Here is a 20547-nt window from a genome sequence, read left to right on the forward strand (position 1 = left end):
ATTCTAATGATGTTCGTGTTCTTCTACCGCCATTCCAATAAATAAAGACGATAACATTGTAAAAATAAATGCTTGTAAGAACGCTACTAATAGTTCTATTACCATTATAAATGTTGCCAACACTAAAGACATTGCAGTTGAACCAACTACAGTGAATGATTCTTTCATAGTAATCATTAAAGCAATTAAACTCATTACTACGAAGTGTCCAGCTGTAATGTTTGCAAATAAACGTACCAATAATGAGAAAGGTTTGATTAATACAAAACCTATTAACTCAATAACTGCTAAGATTGGTCTTAACACTACGGGAACTCCTGGCATCCATAAAGTGTGTGCCCAGAAATCTTTCGTTCCACTTGCTAAATAAATTACTGCTGTAAATAATGCTAAACAAACTGTAATAGCTATTTGTCCGGTTACGTTAAATCCTAATGGAGTTAATCCCATTAAGTTTAATATCCAGATAAAGAAGAATACCGTTAATAAATAAGGCATGAACTTCTTATATTTTTTCTCACCAATATTTGGTCTTGCAATTTCGTCTCTTACGTATAATACTAACGGCTCTAATATACGACCAACTCCTGTAGGAATTGCTCCTTTTTTGTACCCCTTAGCCAACGCTCCAAATCCTAAGAACATTAATAAACCTGCTATTAAAATTCCAAATACACTTTTAGTAATAGAAAAATCTAATACTTTGTGAGCATTGGTAGCATGATGCGTGTCATCAAAAGACACCGCTGTTGCCCCTTCGTTTAATTCATAAATTTTACTATGAATCTTTACTAATTTCACATCACCTCTATCAACGATTACGGTACCGTCATCATTGTGATGAAAAGCGGAAGACATAAAGGTTTTTAAACCTTTGCTAGTCCAAACAATTACGGGTAATGGAAACCCTACATGTTTGCGCTCACCTGCATCGTTTGTGTACGAGTACAAAGCAAAGTCATGCGAATCTGCTAAGTGATGTTTGATATACGCCTTAATTTTACTTGGTGTGTTTACTTGTCCTCCTTTATCTGAAGAACCACCACCTCCTGCAAATGCAGTGAACGAAGAAAATACTATTGCTAGTATTGTTAAAAACTTGATAGAATTTTTTGCTATCATCATACCTTTACTAAATATAGATTTATGCTCTCTAAATTTCCGTGCAAAGGTACACAATTAATTAAAACTACAAACCCTTTTTTTGTCTTAGTTTTTTAAAGATGTTTTTTTAAGGAATTGCATAGTTGATTTAACTAAACTGTTTGTTATTCAGTAGTTTTGAAACCGCAATAGCTTCAATGATTAAAAATAGGAATAACGGGATAACAAGAGAGACTCTTTCAGGTTTGTTAAGTGCTTCATTTGCAAAGACAGATGCTTGAAAAATTAGGACAAAAAATCCGATCTTTAAAAATATTGATGCGAGATAGGCATATCCTGCTTGGTTAGGTAATTTATCAGCAACTAGTTCAATAATGGTGTATACAATAAGTGCAGAGATCACATGGAAACTATACACTTTAAGTAGTGAAAAAGATAAATAGATATCTTTAGTAGCTAACGTGTAGTCATGAGAAAAAAAGCTGATAGCAAATATTAAAAGAATGGTTGCTGTAAAATAAAAAATACGCTTAATCATTATCTTTTGAAAGGTTTGTTACTTGTACAATTACCGAAAGCATAGCTCCGAAAACGGCTACAAGTGTACAAATTTTTGTGTAAAGTTGATCGTCGTTTGGAAATTTTTGATCTAACCATTCACCTAGTAAACTTCCTAAGTAAATGGTTAAACCCATTTGAAGTGCGATTCCACTGAATCGGATAAATTTATTAAGCGGTCTTTTCTTTTCGCTTTTCTTCATCTTTGTTTAATTCTTTCACAGCACCTTTCATAGAACATGTTGCGTTAAAACTTGCTCCTGGTTCTACTGATAATTTTCCAATAATAACGTCTCCGTTAATATTTGCAGATGATTTAACTGTTAAGGTATTAGTAACCATTAATTCACCAGAGAATTTACCTTCAACATCAGCATTGGTACATTCTACTTTACCTTTAATTAAACCGGTTTGACCTACGATTACTCTTCCTTCTGTTTTAATAGTACCTTCTAATGTACCATCAATTCTAAAATCTCCTTCAGAGATAATATCACCAGTAATAGTAGTGTTTTGTCCGATGATGTTTCTTTCTGATACTTTTTTTTCTCCTGAAGATTTTTTACTGTCTTTACTAAACATGGTTATGGGGAAATTTATTTTTTTATTCTATTCGTTGACTAATTTGTTTTGCTTTTTCGCCAGCTTCGGTGTTTGCATAACTCAAAGCTACAAAATTTAATGCTTTTTTGTAGGCTTCTTTGTCTTGGTATTTACCTATTGCTAAGGCTTTTAGAAGTGCAAATTTAGGGATTAATTCCGAATTAGCTTTACTCGGAGTGTAGTTATCTATTTGATTTACAACTTCTTCGAATTTACTTTCTTTATATAAATAGTATAGTTCTTTGTATTTTTCTTCATCTTCGTCTTCATTTTTCTCTTGGTCAATTTTCTTTTCAGGATTTAAAAGGATTTGAGCAAAAGTGGTTTCTGGGTACTTTGTTAAAATGATATTTTTACTAGTATCTGCCTTGTCATTATCATTTACCCTAGTGTATAATTGGTATAGGTGATAATTGATAGGGAGCTCTAATTCATTGTCTTTTTTTACTTTTTGTAAGCGTTCTAAATTTTGTATTGCTTTCTTATTATTTTTAAACTGCTCTTTGTAAATAAGACCTAATTGATATAGGGCTTCATTTCTGTCAATTTTTAGTTTTTCAATTTCTGTAGCATCCGTAGGAATAGCATCTAAATAAGTAGATAATTCATATCGTTTATTTACTTTTTCTTCAGAATTAGCCAGTTCATCAAGAGAAGAATCACTAATAACAGATTTGTCAGAAATTCTCCAATTGTCTTCTAAAGGTCGATTTCCCCAAACACGTTGAAACTCTCCACGACCAAATGCTATAGTTTGGTTACTGTAAAAATACCATTTACCACTATTGTTTGTGTTCACTGAATTTCCACCTCCAAAAGAGTTTCCAAAATTCTGTGAGTTTAGTAACTGTTGACGTTTGTCTTCGTCTTCCTTTTTAATTTTTTCAATATATGCTTCAAAGAAAGCTGTTCTTTCGGCTTTATTCATAGCTACTAAATCTAATATACTATCGTTATTAGTAACTAAGTCTTCATACTTTTTAAGTGTTGTTAACCCTTTGTTTTTTCTTTTAATCCTACGAATTCTTTTCTCCTGATCAAAATCTTTCGATACATTCTGTAAAACGCTGTCGTAATAAGAACCAGCTAATAAATAATCTTCTTTTTGAAAAGCAATATTTCCTAGACTTTCGTACGCATAAGTTTTTTGATACTTTGTGTTGTTTTTTGCTTTAATAGATTTTTTGAAAAACTCTACAGCCTTATCTGTTGCTCCTCTGCGTTGTTCTAAGACACCTGCTTGATAATATAAAGAAGCTAAAAACTTACGGTTGTCTGAATTTCTAATAAGCTTGCGTAAACGGTATAGGACCCCTAAAGCGGCAGAATCATTTTCTACATTTTTAGCAAGTTCAATATTTGCTCTTATACGATATTTATAAGGTGCTTTTTTTAAATCAGATAATCTTCTAAAAACCATGGTAGCAGAGTCTTTTCTGTCTAATTCACTATACACTTGTCCTAAAATGAACATGTTTCTAGCCGACTGATCTGCATTTTTAAAAGTTCGTGAAGCTAATTTTAAATGATCAATTACTTTTTGAATAGTATCTGTTTTTTCATAAGCCATTGCCATTGCTGTATGTGCTTGTTCTCTTTGTAAATCAGAAAGTGTTTTTTCGTTTTTGTCTAAGTCGATTAAGAGCTTTAGAGATTCAATGGCAAATTTTTCGTTGTCAAGTCTAATATTCGCTTTAGCTCTCCAAATTTTAGTTTCATATATAAGGTTTGCCTTAGGGTAGTTGGCAATGATATAATTAAAAGCATCAATAGCAGGAATAAATCGTTGTGTATAATATCTCGACTTTCCTAACAATAAATAGGCGTCATCAATTTGACGGTTTTTTTCATAACCGTTGATATTCATAGAATGGGTTTCTATAGCTTTTCGAGCTTTGTCTTCGGCCTTATCAAAAGAGGTAAGTTTAGATGTATCATCACTGCTATCATCAGTATCGTCAAAACCTGTACCTGGTTGAAATACTGGCGAAGCAATTTTTCTTTCATCAAAAGTAATCGGCTCTATTTGTAATCGTTTCCAAAAATTATCTTTATGCTCTTGTTCAATTTCTTCTAATCCTTTTAAAAAGGCTTGCTCTCCATTAAACAACACATTGTATTTTGTGGTTAAAGCATGGAAATTACGGTTAATAAAAGAATCCTTTTTTACACTGCAAGAGTATGTGACTACAATTATTACCGCGAATACTAAAATTTTTGAAATTTTCTTCATACAAATTACGCCTTTACTTAACAACAACATTCTTTGTGTGTTATTGTATGTAAAAGCGTAAAAATAGTAATAAAAACCAAATTATTTACTTAAGCTGAAAAATAGCTTTCTAATTCTTGTAAGGTTTCTTGTGAGGTGTTAATATCTTTTACTACGTTTCCTTTATCTAACACAACAATTCTCTCGCAAACTTCGGTAACATGACTTAAGTCGTGACTTGAAACTAAAACGGTTATATCTTTATCTTCTGTAAGTTTTTTGATCAAGTTTTTCAAACGAATTTGTGTAGTAGGATCTAAATTAGCAAAGGGCTCATCTAAAATTACTACTTGAGGATTTCCCATCATTGCAGCTACAATACCAGCCTTTTTTTGATTTCCTTTACTCAGATCACGTAAGTACTTTCTTTTTCCTAATATTTCTCCATTGAAAAACTCTTCAAATTGAGCTAAAAAAGTTTTAACATCGGCTTTGTTCATTCCTCTTAAATCTCCAATAAAATCAAAATATTCATCTGGAGTTAGGTAGCTAATTAAAAAACTTTCATCAATAAAAGAACCTGTAAAAGTTTTCCAGTTTTCGTTTTGATTAACAACAACTTCGTTGTTTACTATTTCTCCTGAAGTGGGGCGTATTAGGTCTAGTAATAAGTTGAATAATGTTGTTTTTCCAGCACCATTGTTTCCTACCAAACCAAATGATTGACCTTTTGGTATTTCTAAGTGTTCAACATTTAATACTTGAGTTGACCCGTATTTTTTTGAGATATTATTTATTGTAATCATTGTGTGTTAAGTTTGGTTAGTCTTTTTGTTTAAATCCGTTGATTGTAGCATATTTATTTTGTTGATATTTCTTTTCTATAAAATTCATCAGTGGTTTTTTAAGTGAAAAGAAAATTACTCCAATCATTGCGATACTTATAATCGCTGCATTAAAGCTAAAGAAATGGTTAATTATAGCATATATTAATATTGGCATTAAAAGGACTGGAATCATTACAATGAATTGAGCGGCGCTTGTTCCTTGAGTGTTTCCAAATCCGCTTGCATCTAAATCGATTCTTTTTTTGTTAAAGGCTCCCATATAAAGCATAATTAATGGGGTAAACCCTAAGTTGAAAAAGAACCCTGCAACAATTAATAAGTATTTATGAAGTCCAAAGTAGATGTATGGAGTACATAGAACGAATAATACAACAGTCATCACAATCATTAAATACCATTTGCTTTCTAAAAATTTACGATAAGAAAAACTTTGACTCATATACATTCTATAATGTTCACTATCCCATGCAGGAATAAACTGTCCGTAGTTCATAGCAAAACCTCCTGTCATAAAAATACAAGCATATAATTGCATGACTTCTGAATCTTTATAGGATTCCATTGTAAAGAACATTAATCCGAAAAGTAAAAAGAAAAAGGACATAAAAAACACTGTTTTTGTTCTTTTGTTTCTCCAAATTAGACGCATGTCATTTTTAATAAAGGGAGCTACATCTCCTAATTTATTTACAAATGACAAATCAGATGTTTTTACTTCTTTTTCTACAGTTCGAATTGCTCCATCTAAATAAATAACTTTTGATAATTCTTTAAAGTTTAGGTAATACAATATTATAACTAAAGGAAGGCCAATTAATGCAAGAATAGGGGTGCTATATAGTGCATAAAAGATGCTTCCGAACATTCCAGTAATATCGAATAGATTGTATTTGTAGGTAATACCCAGAACTCCTAAAAGAACAATTAAAACTCCTAAGGCTATGTTGTTTTTGTTAATTAAAAAATTAATAAAATTTAAACTTAGGGCCAACATAATCATAAAAGAAGTCCACCCTAAAACACCCGCGACATTATAATCTTTAATGATTAAAACGAAGGCAAATGGAATATATAAAAAGAAAGAACCTATATTAAAGAATGAGAAAATAGATTTTGTTAAAACATAATTTACCAATTTACTTTTCTTAATAGGAAGAAGAAGCATAGGTTTAATATCCATTACTGGAGTCTTTTGCATTAAATAGCGAAAGATTAAATCAGATATTACTAGAAAAATTAAGAACTGATTTACAATTACAAAAGGATCTTGGTTTGGAAATGTTTTTTCTAAGAGAAAATACCCACCAGCCCCTAGAGATAAAAAAGTCACTAAAAGATAAAGGGCGAAAAAGCCCATTATTATCTTAAGAGCTATATTTTTCCCGAAAGAAGCGGAACGAAAAAACTGTTTCCATTCTAAATTTAAAAAACGTGCTATCATTTGGCTATTAATTAGTTGATAACCATTAGTAGCGTGAATCAATTTTTTGTTACAAAAAAAGCGTCAAAAAAAATTGACGCTTTGAATATATTGTAAAATAATAAGGTTATGCCCACTGACAAATAATACCTCCCATTAAGGCTAATGTAACGGTCCAATAACCAACATTTATAAAGATATACTTGAATGATTTTCTTTCAAACAAAGCTTTAGTTCCTAACACTGGTAGTATGAAAAATATTCCTGTTAATACTCCATGTAAAGCACCGTGTTTAAAAGTTCTGAAACGATCTCCGAAGTTACTCATGAATTCTTGGTAATAAGCATATGCACCACCTGTTTGTTCCATAAATCCAGGATCTCCTGCTAGGGTAGAAAACACACCGTATTGATGAATTACTAAGAATTGTATAAAGAATGCAATTAGTAAACTAAAGACAAAACTTAGTCCAAAAATTAAGAGCATATTACCTCCTTCAATGTCCTTTTGAGTAAAGTTCATTTCTTTCATCCAAGCTTTTTGAAATAACATTGGACCATACCAGACAAATCCCATTACCATAGGAACGAAAGCAGCTCCTAAAATTGCTAAATAGTTTGTTTCCATTATAAAAGAGTTTATAGTTAATGTAATCAAATATAACAAAAAAAGCATCAAACTTAATTTGATGCTTTTGATTGTCAGTTGTTTATGTTTTTTTTTAAAACTTAATTGATTTAGCAATTGCTTCTAATTCGAAAATAAAATCTCGTTTGTTTATTGATGGGGCATAGGTAAATCCTTCTACAACTACCAAACGATTGTTTTCTTTATCAACAATGGTGTAGTTTAAAAAAGGTCCGGCCATGAAATCATTTTTCACTTCCCATTTACCGCGTGTTTCGTATGCTTTTTTACCATTTACTTCTGCTTCAAAAGTATGAGGAGTATAGGCTTGTTCGGTAATCATATACATTCCTTCTTTACTTCCTGGAATATGTTTTTTACCAATAGTATCTCTTACCGCAGTAATGTTATCTGCAACTTTAGTTTCATCTTCTAAAGGAAGACTGTATATTAAAATATTGTTAGATCCATCACCTCGAGCAATTCCACTCATTAAATGTTGTCTCATCCATAAGAAGTTTCCAGAGTCGTCAACAACGTTATATCGCTTAGGAATGTCAATAGTAACTCCTAAGTTTTGAAGTGTTTTAAATTTTGTGTGATCTAAACGCTCTCTTTTAAAGATATTTTGAATGAATTTGATGTCTTCATCTTTAAAAACCTTCATGATTTCTTTTCCTCTTGTACGAATTAAATTGATTAATCCTTCTTTGTCTTTTGCTGTTGCATATACTATTACTTGAGGCTTAGCATATTTGTTTTTGCTAATTTTAATTGACTCTTCTCCGCCTTCTTTTAAAAATAAAATAGCTTTGTTATTCCTCATAAAAGAAACAAATCCAGAAGGGTCAATTTGACTTACAGATAAAAGTGTTTCAGGTTGCGGTAACCCTACTTGATGTTCTCCAAATACAGTGCGTATTTCATCTCCTAATTTACCATTCCAATCAGCAGATTTTGTCACTACTAATATTTTATTGGTATTTCCGCTTGAAGTAGGAAGTGTGATTTCAGCTTTGCCATCATTCTTACACGATGTAAATACAGCTGAAATTAGTGTTAGTAGTAAAAGTAGTTTTTTCATAATTGGTTTTTATATTAATGTACTTGTATGAACTTTGTTCACCAAAAATTGTTCCAGTTTTAAATTATAATCTTCTCGGGTAAATACTTAAACGTTGCCCTATTTTTAAATTGTTATTACGCAAACCATTCCATCGCTTAATATCTCTAACACGAACTCCAAATTTATTGGCAATTTTACCAAGATAATCTCCACTACGAACTTTGTAACGAATACGTTTATCCATTTCAAAATATTTTGGTAATGGTTTTTCACGCTTGGCATCCATAGAATCAGCTAAAGCATAAATTTCTTTTTCTTTATTTAAATACTCAATAAGCTTAGATCTTGGAATTCTTACGGAGTAATCTCTGTTTTTAACAAAAGGAATGATATCTAATTTGTATTGTGGGTTTAAGAAAGAAAGTACATCTGTTGCGATGCTTGTTTTTTCTGAAATTTGATCAAAACTAACAGTTCTTTTTACTCTAATTGTATCGGTTTCGAAATGTTGAATTTTCGGACTTTGAGGATATAAATCATGTGCTTTAGCATATTCGAAAATGTACATAGTTGCGTAAAACGCAGGGACGTACCCAGCAGTTTCTCTTGGTAAAAACGGTCTAATATTCCAATAGTTTCTATACCCTCCAGATCGTTTTATGGCTTTTAATACATTACCTGGTCCTGAGTTATAAGCGGCCAGAGCTAAGTCCCAATCACCAAATATTTTATATAACTGACTTAAGTATTTACAAGCTGCAATGGTTGCTTTTTCAGGGTGTTGACGTTCATCGAGATAAGAACTTATTTTTAAGTCAAATTGTTTTCCCGTTCCATACATAAATTGCCATAAACCCATAGCACCAACATACGATTGGGCTCTTGGTCTTAAGGCAGATTCTACAATAGCCAAATATTTCATTTCTATAGGGATATTGTATCGATCTAAATGTTGTTCAAACATTGGAAAATAATACTCTGCTCTAGCCATTAAAGCAGGATAGTATTTTTTACGATGTTTCAAGTAACTGTTGATTACTTTTTCTAAGGCTGGATTATAAGCTAAGTGAAAAGGTGTGTTCTCATCTAAGAGAGATAACCTTTCTTTTAGAATGTTTGAATCAATCTTTTTAAAATCACCATTGGTAAACTTAAGGTCTTTATCGTCTAACACATATTGAATACTATCAAACAAAGAAGAGTTAAAACGTTCGTCGATTAATAAGCTGTCTATTAATTTCAAATCATTGTCTGTAAACAATTCAGGAGTTTTAGTGGTGTCTTTCGCAATAGCAATGGTATCCACTTTTTTTTCAATAACTGAAATTGAATCAACCGGTTGCTGTTGAGCAAAGATAGATGTGCATGATAGTAATAGTAGTAAAAAGGTTTTTTTCATTATATACTTTTAATAATTAAAACCGCAGTTTATCATGTATGATGGTACTGGGTATATTAGAAATCGTTGCGCGATTAAAAAGTATGGTTTGGTTGATTTTATATGTCTAACTCAACTGCAATAGGGCAGTGGTCTGAATGTTTTGCTTCTGGTAAAATATAGGCTCTACTAATTTTCTCTTTTAAAGGTTCAGTTACCATGGCATAATCCAATCGCCACCCTTTATTGTTAGCTCTTGCGTTTGCACGATAACTCCACCATGAATACTCTTGTCTGTCTGGATTTTTAAAACGGAAGCTATCGATAAATCCACTATCAATAAAGTTTCCTAACCATTCGCGTTCTTCTGGTAAGAAACCAGAAACACCTTTCATTTTTGGGTTGTGAATGTCTATTTCTTCATGACAGATATTATAGTCTCCACAAATAACTAAATTCGGAATGGTTTTTCTCAGCTCCGTAGCGTACTCTAAAATTTCGTCCATGTACTTGAACTTATAACCTAAACGGGCATCATTGGTTCCTGATGGAAGGTACATACTCATAATAGATATATCATCAAAATCTACACGAAGGTTTCTTCCTTCAAAATCCATAGATTCAATCCCAGTTCCGTACTCGATATGATTTGGTTCTGTTTTACAAAAAATGGCTACAGAAGAGTATCCTTTCTTTTCTGCCGAAAACCAATAGTGAAAAGGGTAACCTGCATTTTCAAATTCAGTTACATCTAATTGTTCTTTATGTGCTTTGGTTTCTTGAATACAAATTACATCTGGATTTGCAGCTTGTAACCAGTCAATAAATCCTTTTTTTAGTGCTGCACGTATACCGTTTACGTTGTAAGATATTATTTTCATTTCCTCTTTTTATAAAACACAAAAACGTAAAGTAGCTACTTTACGTTTTTTTATATTCATATTATTTTGTTAAAAATCCATTTCTGGAATTTCTCCATTCACAACTAAGGTTCCTTCCGTAGCTGCTTGAATTTCTTCAACAGTAACTCCAGGAGCTCTTTCTAATAGGTGAAAAGCATTGTCTTTAATTTCCAATACAGCTAAGTTGGTTACAATTTTCGTAACACAACCTACCCCTGTTAGTGGTAATGAACATTTCTTTAATAATTTAGATTCTCCACGTTTGTTAGTATGCATCATTGCTACAATGATATTGTCAGCAGAAGCCACTAAATCCATAGCTCCCCCCATTCCTTTTACCATTTTTCCAGGAATTTTCCAATTGGCAATATCTCCATTTTGAGCAACTTCCATAGCTCCTAAAACCGTAAGTTGAACGTGTTGTCCGCGAATCATTGAAAAACTTGTTGCTGAATCAAAAATAGACCCTCCGTCTAATACAGTAACCGTTTGTTTTCCCGCATTGATTAAGTCGGCATCTTCTGTTCCTTCAATAGGAAATGGCCCCATTCCTAATAGTCCATTTTCAGATTGAAACTCAACTTCAATTCCTTCTGGGATATAATTTGCAACTAAAGTAGGAATTCCTATCCCTAAATTAACATACCATTTGTGCTGTAATTCTTTAGCTATTCTTTGTGCTATTTGTTGTTTACTTAATGCCATGATTTATGATTTAGGAGTTACTGTACGTTGTTCAATTCTCTTTTCATACTTTTCTCCTTGAAAAATACGTTGTACAAATATTCCTGGAATATGAATTTGATTTGGATCTAATTCTCCAGCAGGCACTAATTCTTCTACCTCAGCAACCGTAATCTTAGAAGCACCACACATATTTGGATTAAAATTACGAGCGGTACCCTTAAAAATTAAGTTACCAGCAGTATCTCCTTTCCAAGCTTTTACAAATGAATAATCTGATTTAAAAGCAGGTTCTAAAACATACATTTTACCATCAAATTCACGAGTTTCTTTTCCTTCAGCTACTTCTGTTCCATAACCAGCAGGTGTATAGAATGCTGGGAAACCCGCTTGAGAAGCTCTACATTTTTCTGCTAAAGTTCCTTGTGGAGTTAATTCAACTTCTAATTCTCCTGATAACATTTGACGTTCAAACTCATCATTTTCTCCAACATAAGAAGAAATCATTTTTTTGATTTGTTTATTTTGTAATAATAAACCTAAACCAAAATCGTCCACTCCAGCATTATTTGAAATACAGGTAACATCTTTTATTCCTAATCGTACTAATTCAGCAATGGCATTCTCTGGAATTCCACAAAGACCAAAACCTCCAAGCATAAAGGTCATCCCGTCTTTAACACCAGCAACTGCTTCTTGTACGTTATTTACTTTTTTATTTATCATCGTTGGTTGTTTGTTTTAAAATTCAGTGTCTTCCTCGTCTTCTTTTTGCTCGATTTCTTCCTTAGTTTCCTCAACTTTAGTACAATCAATGTTAATAGTGAGTTCTTCTGAAGGTTTTTCAAAATCTTCGGCACTAATGTTTAAGGTTTTGTCGGCATAACATTTTTGCATATACAATGCCCAAGACGGAAGAGACATAACAGCTCCTTGCCCAAGACCAATTCCGTAGAAGTGAGTTGCGCGATCTTCACCTCCTGTCCATACACCTGTAGCTAGGTTAGGAACAATTCCCATAAACCATCCGTCTGATTGGTTTTGAGTAGTTCCTGTTTTACCTGCAATTGGGTTGGTAAACTTATAAGGAAAACCTGTGATAGCATCTTTACGAGAATTATTACTTGTACGTAAATAAACTCCAGATCCAGATTGAGTAACTCCCTTCATTAAATCTAAAATAACATAAGAAGACTCTTCACTTAAAACTTCTTTTGTTTTTGGGACAAAATCTTCTAAAACCGTTCCGTTTTTATCTTCGATTCTAGTAATCATCATAGGGCTTACACGTAGTCCTTTGTTCGCAAAAGTAGCGTACGCACTAGTCATTTCTATTAATGATAATTCTACCGAACCTAATGCAATAGATGGGTTTGCTTCAATTTTTGATTCTATTCCTGATGATTCAGCCAAACGAGCAACATTAACAGGTTCTACCATATCAATTAATTGAGCTGTAACCACATTTGTAGACTTTGCAAGTGCTTCTTTTAAGGTTAATTCTCCACCATATTTTAGGTTAGAGTTTTTCGGAGTCCAGTCTTCAGGCATACCATATTTTTCTTTTGGAATCGTATATGGTGTGTTTGGAAGTTTGTCACAAGGAGACATTTTTAATTGGTTGATGGCAGTAGCATAAACAAAAGGCTTAAAAGTAGATCCTACCTGACGCTTTTGTTGTTGAACGGCATCATATTTAAAATACTTATGATTGATTCCTCCAACCCAAGCTTTAACATGACCAGTTTGCGGTTCTATAGATACTAATCCAGAACGTAAGAAGTGTTTGTAGTAAACAATAGAGTCGTATGGAGTCATTACTGTATCACGTTCTCCCTTCCAGGTGAATACAGTCATGTCGGTTTCTGTTTTGAAATTCTTTTCAATCTCTTTTTCAGATTTCCCTGCAGCTTTTAATCTCTTGTAACGGTCAGAATTTTGTTTTGCTCTTCTTATAATTCTAGCAATTTGGTCTTTTTCTAAGTCATAAAATGGAGCCGTTCTGTTTTTCTTTTGCTCTTTATTAAAAAAACTTTGCAAATTAGCCATATGCTGTGTTATCGCTTCTTCTGCGTATTGTTGCATACGAGAATCAATTGTAACATATACTTTTAATCCGTCTTTGTAAATGTTATAAGGTTCACCATTTGGCTTTAGATTGTTCTTAGCCCAACCTTTTAAAAACTGTTTTACATTTTCTCTGAAATAAGTTGCTAAACCATCACTATGACTTTCTGGAGTAAACTTAATTTTCAATGGTAGTTTTTGAAGTGAATCTCTTTCTTGCTCAGTAATAAATCCGTTTTTGGCCATTTGAGAAAATACTACATTTCTTCTTTGTAAAGATTTTTTCTTAGAACGTTCTCTATGCGGATTGTATTGACGAGGATTTTTAAGCATAGCCACTAAAATAGCAGACTCTTGTAAGTCTAAGTCTCTTGGTTCTTTACCAAAGTAAATACGAGAAGCTGAGCGAATACCTGTTGCGTGAAATAAGAATCCTTGCGTATTTAAATACATGGTCATTATTTCTTCTTTGGTATACTGACGCTCAAGTTTTACTGCGACTACCCATTCTTTTACTTTTTGAGAAAGTCTTTTCAATAGGTTTTTAGCACCTCCTTGATTAAATAAGTTTTTAGCCAACTGTTGTGTAATGGTACTTGCTCCTCCTTTTCTACCAAAGTTGGCTACAGCTCTCGCAGTACCTTTAAAATCAATACCTGCATGATCGTAAAAACGTTCATCTTCTGTAGAAACTAAAGCTTTTACAAGGTTAGGGGATAGGTCTTTGTATTGAATAGGAGTTCTGTTTGCTTTTACATAGTATTTTCCTAAGGTTTTACCATCTGAAGAAATAACTTCAGTTGCCAAGTCACTTTTAGGGTTTTCTAATTCTTCAAAAGTAGGAAGTGCACCAAAAGCACCCCAAGAGGCAAGTAAAAAGATTAAACAAAGAGAAAGTAATCCTCCTAAAACGATTCCCCAGAACCATTTAATAAACTTGCTAAAATCTGTTGTTTTTTTCTCAGCCATTATTGTGTTTTTTCAATTCTAAATCCTACATCAGTAACTCCTTCTAGAGACTCAACTCCATGAACTTCGCCATTTTTTCTCATAGATTGACGTACTTTAAAGGTATATTCTCCTGATTTAGGAAATGTTATATTTTCTTTATAAAAAAGTTTATTTTCTTTAATGTCAGAAAATCCTTTCCCTAGAAACTTACCTGTAACATCGGTCATATCATACTCTAAAGTGTCTACAATTTTTTGACCATCAGGAAAGTCTATTTGAGCAATTAAAAATAAATTACTAAAAGGATAGTTTTTGTTGTTTCTTAGATTTATAAAAAGGTTTTTCTTTTGAATAGTATCATTTATAGAAAACAAAAATGCAACAGTATTATCTTTGTTCCAAGCTCCTTTTGGAATGGAAGTATACTCATCAAACTCTTGTTTAGAGTCGCAAGAAGTTAAGCTAAAGAAGATGAGTGCCATGAAGACATAAATACTATTTTTCTTTGTTTCCAGCATTGTTATTGTTGTTTTTTCGTCTATTCGGATTTCTCCTTTTTTGATTGTTCTGCTTTTTATTTTGAGGTTGCTGATTTTGCTTTTGTGTACCTTCTGGTTTAGGTTTGTTGCTTCTCTGTTTGTTGTTGTTTCTATTGTTTTTTCTAACAGGTCTCTTGCTTTCAGTACGTTTATTTTCTGGGGTGTTGTTTTTCTTTCCAGAATCTTTTTTTACTGGTTTGTTCGAAGACTTGTTTGAGTTTGAAGCCTTATTTGAATTTGATGTTTTGTTTGTTGGTTTTTTTGTGTTCGTGTTTGAACTCGTTTTTTTATTGACTGGCTTTCTTCCACGTTTTCTATTTCTCCTTGGTTTTTTTGGAGTGTCAAAACGAGTTAAACTATCTTGCCCAACAACATTTTCAAAATCTATTGTAGCTTCTTCAAGTATTTCTGCTTCATATTCTTCTAACGGAGAAGATACTTCGTTATTTTCATTAAGCTCAATAATTTCTTGAACTTGATCTAATGACAGTTTAAACCATTTAAAACTTTCTTCTTTATAGGTATACCAAAGTAGTTTTTTAAAGATGTCCATTTTTACAAAAACGGCATCTCCTTTTTCTGTTTTAAGAACTAAATCTTGTTTTGGAAAACTATCTAGGGCTTCAAGATAGGTGTCTAACTCAAAATTTAAACAACATTTTAATTTACCACATTGTCCTGCTAGTTTTAAAGGGTTTAATGATAGTTGTTGATAACGTGCAGCTGCTGTATTAACTTTTCTGAAGTCAGTTAGCCAAGTAGAACAGCATAATTCTCTACCACAAGATCCTACACCTCCTAATCGAGCTGCTTCTTGACGCATTCCTACCTGACGCATTTCTACCCTAATAGAAAAAGCACTTGCTAAATCACGAATTAATTGACGGAAGTCTACCCTGTCATCAGCAGTATAGTAAAAAGTAGCTTTGGTTCCATCACCTTGAAACTCTACATCAGAAAGTTTCATTTGTAATCCAAGCTTACTAATAATTTCTCTACCTCGTCGTTGTGTTTCTGGTTCGCGTTCTCTCGAGGCTTGCCAAACGTCAATATCTTTTTGACTTGCTTTACGATATATCTTTTTTACATCATCACTGTTTTCTTCTACTTTACGTTTCTTCATTTGAACCTTTACAAGTTCACCTGCTAAAGAAACAATACCAATATCATGACCAGAAGAACCTTCAACAGCCACAATATCTCCCATAGAAATAGAAACGTTTTGTGTGTTTTTGTAAAAATGTTTTCGTCCGTTCTTAAAACGAACTTCATAAATATTAAAAGGAGCTTCACCTGAAGGTAAAGTCATATTCGATAACCAATCAAAAACGGCCAATTTATGTCCACTACCACATGTTCCTGTTCCGCAATTTCCATTGCTTTTACATCCATTTGGAACGCCGCTTTTGTTAGTTGAGCAACTGCTACAACCCATTTTATGTATATATTTTATAAATATTTTTTAAACCTGCTTTTGAAGTCAGTATCAAAAAATATGTTAATCATTGATTTTTAGTTAGATAAAGTTTCTGTTTTTGAAACTATTTCTAACGAGTAAAGATACAGATTCTAGTGGAAAGAGAAAATGCAAATTTTAGTTAATAAGATATTGTAATTTATTTTGAAAGAAAATCAATGCAGGTTTTAATAGTTTCCTCTAACTCTGGTGGTAACGAAGTGGAACTCCAAGGGTGTCTTGCATTGAAAACATGATCAGCATTTTTAATAATTTTAAAAGAGCTATTTGGGTTCCATTCATGTTGAATCTCCCCTTCTTTTATAAAAACCGAAGTATCATTGTCTCCATGAACAATTAAATGAGGAATGTTTAAGTTTTTAATTGCGGCTTCAATGTTTAGACGACCTTCATTTTGTTTAAAATCTTCATAAAATTGATAAAAATGTGGCATTTGTTGTTTTGTTCTTCCATTCAGAACATATTTTACACCTTCTTTTTTCCATTGCTCTAAATCACCAACGGTTGCAGTTCTTTTTCCGAAATCGCAAACACCCGCTAATGTGATGACGTTGCTTATTTTGTTGTTTTCTGAAGCTTTTATAGTAACAATTCCACCACCTCGACTATGACCTATAAGCGTAATGTTGTTGAGGTTTGTTTCTTTTTTATTAACTATTGATTGGTGTAGCCAATCGATAACAGTTTCTAAATCATCTAATTCTTTGGTGTAGTTGTTGTTTCCGAAGGCTTCCAAATCGGGAAAATCGATAGGTTGTTCAATAGTACCTCCATTGTGAGAGAAATTAAACTTTACAAAATAAAAACCTGTATTAGCAAATGCTTCAGCCATCAAATTCCATGCTCCCCAGTCTTTAAATCCTTTATATCCATGACAAAAAATAACAACAGGTTTGGGGGTGTTGTTTTCTTTGTAAAAAGTGTCAATAAGAATTGGTTTGTGATGTTTGCTCTGTATTATTTGATTGGTAATTTGCTTCATTAAGATTTTTGTTTAAAGGTTTAAAAATAAAAAAAGCGCATCAATAATTTGATGCGCTTTGATTTTATAATAAGTTGAAAAATTATACAACACCTTGGTCTATCATAGCCTCAGCTACTTTTACGAAACCAGCAATGTTTGCACCTTTTACATAATCAACATAATCTCCTTCTGTACCATATTTTACACATGCTTCATGAATGTTATTCATAATTCCGTGTAATTTACTGTCAACTTCTTCACGAGTCCAAGATAAACGTAAAGAGTTTTGAGACATTTCTAAACCAGAAGTAGCAACACCACCAGCATTTGAAGCTTTACCAGGAGCAAATAAAATCTTTGCCTTATGGAATACTTCAATAGCTTCTGGAGTAGAAGGCATGTTAGCTCCTTCAGACACACAGATACATCCGTTATCTACTAATGTTTTAGCTTCTTCACCGTTTAACTCATTTTGAGTTGCACATGGTAAAGCTACATCACACTTCACTCCCCAAGGTCTTTCTCCTTTGAAGAATTTAGCTGAAGGATATTTTTCTACATATTCGTGAATACGACCACGCTTAACATTCTTTAGTTCCATAACGAAAGCTAATTTTTCAGCGTCAATTCCGTCTTCATCATAAATATATCCAGAAGAATCTGATAAAGTAACTACTTTAGCTCCTAATTCAGTAGCTTTTTCAGTAGCGTATTGAGCAACGTTTCCAGATCCAGAAACAGCAACAACTTTACCATCAAAAGATTTTCCGTTTGCTTTTAACATGTTTTCAGCAAAGTATACATTTCCGTAACCTGTAGCTTCTGGTCTAATTAAAGAACCACCCCAAGTTGCACCTTTACCAGTTAAAACTCCAGTAAATTCGTTACGTAAACGCTTGTATTGACCAAACATAAATCCAATCTCACGTCCACCAACACCGATATCTCCTGCAGGAACATCTGTGTCAGGACCAATATGACGAGCTAACTCAGTCATGAATGATTGACAGAAAGCCATTACTTCACGGTCAGACTTTCCTTTTGGGTTAAAGTCAGAACCTCCTTTACCACCACCCATTGGTAATGTAGTTAATGAGTTTTTAAATACTTGCTCAAATCCTAAGAACTTTAAGATTGATAAGTTTACAGATGGGTGAAAACGTAAACCTCCTTTATAAGGTCCAATAGCAGAGTTAAATTCAACTCTATATCCTCTATTTACTTGCGTTTCTCCATTGTCATCAACCCAAGGTACTCTAAACATTAAAACACGCTCTGGCTCCACCATGCGCTCTAATAATTTTTTACCTTGATATTTAGGGTTATTTTCTATAAATGGAATAATTGCCTCGGCAACTTCGTGAACTGCTTGTAAAAATTCTGGTTCATATGCATTACGTTCCTTAACGTAATCCATAAAAGCATTTATTTTAGATTCCATAAAAACTTAGTTGTTCTGTTATAATTTGTTTCAAAATTTACCCTGCAAATATAGTTAATTTACAATTCGTTAAATTTTATTTTATACTTTATTTAACGTCTTTCTTAAACGTTTTCGTAAACAGTTGAAATTCCTCTTATTTTTTCATAAAAAAGCGTAAATTTGCGACTTAATTTTTTTTGAAGAATTATGTTAGATAAGGTAAAAGAATTGATTGGTGATGTACAGGCTTTTAAAGCTACGTCTAAAGAGGAGGTTGAAGCATTCAGAATTAAATATTTAGGAAGCAAAGGATTGTTAAAAGATTTATTTGCTGAATTTAAGAATGTAGATACCGAATTACGTAAAGATTTTGGACAAGCTTTAAACAACTTAAAAAAATCTGCTGAGACAAAAGTTAGTGAGTTAAACGAAGCACTAGAAAGTGCTGTTGAGGAGAAAGGAGTTTATGGAGACTTAACTCGCCCAGCAGAACCAATTGAATTAGGATCACGTCATCCAATATCTCTTGTAAAGAACCAAATTATAGAAGTATTTAACCGAATTGGTTTTACCGTTTCTGAAGGCCCAGAGATTGAAGATGATTGGCATAATTTTACCGCTTTAAATTTACCAGAGTATCACCCTGCACGTGATATGCAGGATACATTCTTTATTGAAAAGAACCCTGATACTTTGTTAAGAACACATACTTCATCGGTGCAAGTACGTTATATGGAAAACAACGAACCACCAATTCGTACAATTTCTCCAGGACGTGTATTTCGTAATGAAGATATTTCTGCACGTGCACACTGTATTTTCCACCAAGTAGAAGGATTATATATTGATACTGACGTGTCTTTTGCCGATTTAAAACAAACCTTGTTATACTTTACGAAGGAGATGTTTGGCAAATCAAAGATTCGTTTACGTCCATCGTATTTCCCATTTACAGAGCCAAGTGCTGAGGTAGATATTTACTGGGGATTAGAAACAGAAACAGATTATCGTATAACCAAAGGAACAGGTTGGTTAGAAATTATGGGATGTGGAATGGTAGACCCTAATGTATTAAAGAATTGTAATATCGACCCAACAAAATATAGTGGTTATGCGTTTGGAATGGGAATAGAGCGTATTGCAATGTTGTTATACCAAATTCCAGATATTAGAATGTTCTATGAAAACGATAAGCGTTTCTTAGAGCAATTTAAATCGGTGATTTAATTTTAAAGAAGATTCAAAGCATATATAAAAGACGAAAGCATACATACTTTCGTCTTTACTTTTAAAGAACATATTTTATGAGAAAAGATATTCATATACCTGAGGTTACTGGAGTAGAAATTGCGGTTGTTTTAGATAAAAATGAAAAGGATCATTCAGATGAATGGGGAGTGTATATCATTAATAGAAAAGAAGTTGATTTAGAGATGGTGGTCATTGTTTCTCAAGGATTTTCAGAAACGAAAAAGACTTCTTTGTTTAGAAGAAAGATAGATGTATTACCAGCAAATTCATATTCTAAATTTGAGGTAATGCAACCAGAATTATTTGCTTTAGATAATCGCTTTCAAGTAACTTTTTTTCAAAACAATCAGTTGCATGATAAAACCTATATATTCCAAGCAGAAACCATTCAAGAAGCATTTACACGTGATATAGATATCTTAGGAAAGAAAGGTATTGCTATTAAATAATAAGTGTACCTTTAGCAACGATT

20 protein-coding genes are annotated in these 20547 nt (G+C 32.7%); 2 read left to right on the forward strand and 18 right to left on the reverse strand.

The window, feature by feature from the left end; all coding sequences use genetic code 11:
- Positions 1–3: 3 nt before the first annotated feature.
- From atpB to gdhA, 18 genes are all read right to left on the reverse strand, one after another.
- Positions 4–1125, reverse strand: coding sequence for a F0F1 ATP synthase subunit A (gene atpB, locus ABNT22_RS01130; protein ID WP_348715610.1), 1122 nt, complete (start codon positions 1123–1125; stop codon positions 4–6).
- A 127-nt stretch (positions 1126–1252) separates the two neighbouring features.
- Positions 1253–1642 carry a DUF6168 family protein gene (locus ABNT22_RS01135; RefSeq protein WP_348715612.1) on the reverse strand — a complete coding sequence of 130 codons (390 nt, stop codon included), beginning with the start codon at positions 1640–1642 and terminating at the stop codon, positions 1253–1255.
- Positions 1635–1865 carry an AtpZ/AtpI family protein gene (locus tag ABNT22_RS01140; protein WP_348715614.1) on the reverse strand — a complete coding sequence of 77 codons (231 nt, stop codon included), beginning with the start codon at positions 1863–1865 and terminating at the stop codon, positions 1635–1637. Before ABNT22_RS01140 ends, ABNT22_RS01135 begins: the two co-directional genes overlap by 8 nt.
- Positions 1834–2244 carry a polymer-forming cytoskeletal protein gene (locus ABNT22_RS01145; protein WP_348715616.1) on the reverse strand — a complete coding sequence of 137 codons (411 nt, stop codon included), beginning with the start codon at positions 2242–2244 and terminating at the stop codon, positions 1834–1836. Before ABNT22_RS01145 ends, ABNT22_RS01140 begins: the two co-directional genes overlap by 32 nt.
- 22 nt (positions 2245–2266) lie before the next feature.
- Positions 2267–4498, reverse strand: a complete 2232-nt coding sequence (locus ABNT22_RS01150; RefSeq protein WP_348715617.1) for a tetratricopeptide repeat protein — start codon at positions 4496–4498, stop codon at positions 2267–2269.
- 89 nt (positions 4499–4587) lie between these two features.
- Positions 4588–5283 carry an ABC transporter ATP-binding protein gene (locus tag ABNT22_RS01155; RefSeq protein WP_348715619.1) on the reverse strand — a complete coding sequence of 232 codons (696 nt, stop codon included), beginning with the start codon at positions 5281–5283 and terminating at the stop codon, positions 4588–4590.
- 16 nt (positions 5284–5299) lie between these two features.
- Positions 5300–6766 carry a DUF5687 family protein gene (locus tag ABNT22_RS01160; RefSeq protein WP_348727304.1) on the reverse strand — a complete coding sequence of 489 codons (1467 nt, stop codon included), beginning with the start codon at positions 6764–6766 and terminating at the stop codon, positions 5300–5302.
- Positions 6767–6872: 106 nt separating this feature from the next.
- Positions 6873–7373, reverse strand: a complete 501-nt coding sequence (locus tag ABNT22_RS01165) for a DUF1761 domain-containing protein (protein ID WP_348715623.1) — start codon at positions 7371–7373, stop codon at positions 6873–6875.
- A 94-nt stretch (positions 7374–7467) separates the two neighbouring features.
- On the reverse strand, positions 7468–8457 hold the full coding sequence (locus ABNT22_RS01170; protein WP_348715625.1) for a DUF4837 family protein: 990 nt from the start codon (positions 8455–8457) through the stop codon (positions 7468–7470).
- 64 nt (positions 8458–8521) lie between these two features.
- Positions 8522–9838 carry a lytic transglycosylase domain-containing protein gene (locus tag ABNT22_RS01175; RefSeq protein ID WP_348715627.1) on the reverse strand — a complete coding sequence of 439 codons (1317 nt, stop codon included), beginning with the start codon at positions 9836–9838 and terminating at the stop codon, positions 8522–8524.
- A 98-nt stretch (positions 9839–9936) separates the two neighbouring features.
- Positions 9937–10698: an exodeoxyribonuclease III gene (locus ABNT22_RS01180; protein ID WP_348715629.1), complete on the reverse strand. Its 762-nt coding sequence runs from the start codon at positions 10696–10698 to the stop codon at positions 9937–9939.
- Between the two features lie 69 nt (positions 10699–10767).
- Positions 10768–11424, reverse strand: coding sequence for a CoA transferase subunit B (locus tag ABNT22_RS01185; RefSeq protein ID WP_348715631.1), 657 nt, complete (start codon positions 11422–11424; stop codon positions 10768–10770).
- A gap of 3 nt (positions 11425–11427) precedes the next feature.
- On the reverse strand, positions 11428–12129 hold the full coding sequence (locus ABNT22_RS01190; RefSeq protein WP_299105420.1) for a CoA transferase subunit A: 702 nt from the start codon (positions 12127–12129) through the stop codon (positions 11428–11430).
- Positions 12130–12144: 15 nt separating this feature from the next.
- Positions 12145–14439 carry a transglycosylase domain-containing protein gene (locus tag ABNT22_RS01195; protein ID WP_348715634.1) on the reverse strand — a complete coding sequence of 765 codons (2295 nt, stop codon included), beginning with the start codon at positions 14437–14439 and terminating at the stop codon, positions 12145–12147.
- Positions 14439–14936 carry a gliding motility lipoprotein GldH gene (locus tag ABNT22_RS01200; protein ID WP_412766890.1) on the reverse strand — a complete coding sequence of 166 codons (498 nt, stop codon included), beginning with the start codon at positions 14934–14936 and terminating at the stop codon, positions 14439–14441. Before ABNT22_RS01200 ends, ABNT22_RS01195 begins: the two co-directional genes overlap by 1 nt.
- On the reverse strand, positions 14917–16395 hold the full coding sequence (locus tag ABNT22_RS01205; RefSeq protein ID WP_348715638.1) for a regulatory iron-sulfur-containing complex subunit RicT: 1479 nt from the start codon (positions 16393–16395) through the stop codon (positions 14917–14919). The genes ABNT22_RS01200 and ABNT22_RS01205 overlap by 20 nt, the downstream gene beginning before the upstream one ends.
- Before the next feature lie 181 nt (positions 16396–16576).
- Entirely contained in the window at positions 16577–17419 is an 843-nt protein-coding gene (locus ABNT22_RS01210) for an alpha/beta hydrolase (RefSeq protein WP_348715639.1), read from the reverse strand.
- An 82-nt stretch (positions 17420–17501) separates the two neighbouring features.
- Complete coding sequence (gene gdhA, locus ABNT22_RS01215) at positions 17502–18842, reverse strand: NADP-specific glutamate dehydrogenase (protein ID WP_348715640.1); 1341 nt, start codon at positions 18840–18842, stop codon at positions 17502–17504.
- A 189-nt stretch (positions 18843–19031) separates the two neighbouring features.
- Between gdhA and pheS the strand changes: the two genes are divergently transcribed.
- A complete protein-coding gene (gene pheS / locus ABNT22_RS01220; protein WP_348715642.1) occupies positions 19032–20051 on the forward strand; it encodes a phenylalanine--tRNA ligase subunit alpha in 1020 nt (339 codons plus the stop codon).
- A gap of 77 nt (positions 20052–20128) precedes the next feature.
- Positions 20129–20524: a hypothetical protein gene (locus ABNT22_RS01225; protein WP_348715643.1), complete on the forward strand. Its 396-nt coding sequence runs from the start codon at positions 20129–20131 to the stop codon at positions 20522–20524.
- Positions 20525–20547: the final 23 nt, after the last annotated feature.

It is taken from the genome of Tenacibaculum sp. 190130A14a (assembly GCF_964048965.1).
Classification (GTDB): domain Bacteria; phylum Bacteroidota; class Bacteroidia; order Flavobacteriales; family Flavobacteriaceae; genus Polaribacter; species Polaribacter polynesiense.

What these genes read in the sequence shown, in the direction of transcription:
- atpB (WP_348715610.1), bottom strand. Translation starts at nt 1,125, where the DNA reads ATGATGATAGCAAAAAATTCTATCAAGTTTTTAACAATACTAGCAATA.
- ABNT22_RS01135 (WP_348715612.1), bottom strand. Translation starts at nt 1,642, where the DNA reads ATGATTAAGCGTATTTTTTATTTTACAGCAACCATTCTTTTAATATTT.
- ABNT22_RS01140 (WP_348715614.1), bottom strand. Translation starts at nt 1,865, where the DNA reads ATGAAGAAAAGCGAAAAGAAAAGACCGCTTAATAAATTTATCCGATTC.
- ABNT22_RS01145 (WP_348715616.1), bottom strand. Translation starts at nt 2,244, where the DNA reads ATGTTTAGTAAAGACAGTAAAAAATCTTCAGGAGAAAAAAAAGTATCA.
- ABNT22_RS01150 (WP_348715617.1), bottom strand. Translation starts at nt 4,498, where the DNA reads ATGAAGAAAATTTCAAAAATTTTAGTATTCGCGGTAATAATTGTAGTC.
- ABNT22_RS01155 (WP_348715619.1), bottom strand. Translation starts at nt 5,283, where the DNA reads ATGATTACAATAAATAATATCTCAAAAAAATACGGGTCAACTCAAGTA.
- ABNT22_RS01160 (WP_348727304.1), bottom strand. Translation starts at nt 6,766, where the DNA reads ATGATAGCACGTTTTTTAAATTTAGAATGGAAACAGTTTTTTCGTTCC.
- ABNT22_RS01165 (WP_348715623.1), bottom strand. Translation starts at nt 7,373, where the DNA reads ATGGAAACAAACTATTTAGCAATTTTAGGAGCTGCTTTCGTTCCTATG.
- ABNT22_RS01170 (WP_348715625.1), bottom strand. Translation starts at nt 8,457, where the DNA reads ATGAAAAAACTACTTTTACTACTAACACTAATTTCAGCTGTATTTACA.
- ABNT22_RS01175 (WP_348715627.1), bottom strand. Translation starts at nt 9,838, where the DNA reads ATGAAAAAAACCTTTTTACTACTATTACTATCATGCACATCTATCTTT.
- ABNT22_RS01180 (WP_348715629.1), bottom strand. Translation starts at nt 10,698, where the DNA reads ATGAAAATAATATCTTACAACGTAAACGGTATACGTGCAGCACTAAAA.
- ABNT22_RS01185 (WP_348715631.1), bottom strand. Translation starts at nt 11,424, where the DNA reads ATGGCATTAAGTAAACAACAAATAGCACAAAGAATAGCTAAAGAATTA.
- ABNT22_RS01190 (WP_299105420.1), bottom strand. Translation starts at nt 12,129, where the DNA reads ATGATAAATAAAAAAGTAAATAACGTACAAGAAGCAGTTGCTGGTGTT.
- ABNT22_RS01195 (WP_348715634.1), bottom strand. Translation starts at nt 14,439, where the DNA reads ATGGCTGAGAAAAAAACAACAGATTTTAGCAAGTTTATTAAATGGTTC.
- ABNT22_RS01205 (WP_348715638.1), bottom strand. Translation starts at nt 16,395, where the DNA reads ATGGGTTGTAGCAGTTGCTCAACTAACAAAAGCGGCGTTCCAAATGGA.
- ABNT22_RS01210 (WP_348715639.1), bottom strand. Translation starts at nt 17,419, where the DNA reads ATGAAGCAAATTACCAATCAAATAATACAGAGCAAACATCACAAACCA.
- gdhA (WP_348715640.1), bottom strand. Translation starts at nt 18,842, where the DNA reads ATGGAATCTAAAATAAATGCTTTTATGGATTACGTTAAGGAACGTAAT.
- pheS (WP_348715642.1), top strand. Translation starts at nt 19,032, where the DNA reads ATGTTAGATAAGGTAAAAGAATTGATTGGTGATGTACAGGCTTTTAAA.
- ABNT22_RS01225 (WP_348715643.1), top strand. Translation starts at nt 20,129, where the DNA reads ATGAGAAAAGATATTCATATACCTGAGGTTACTGGAGTAGAAATTGCG.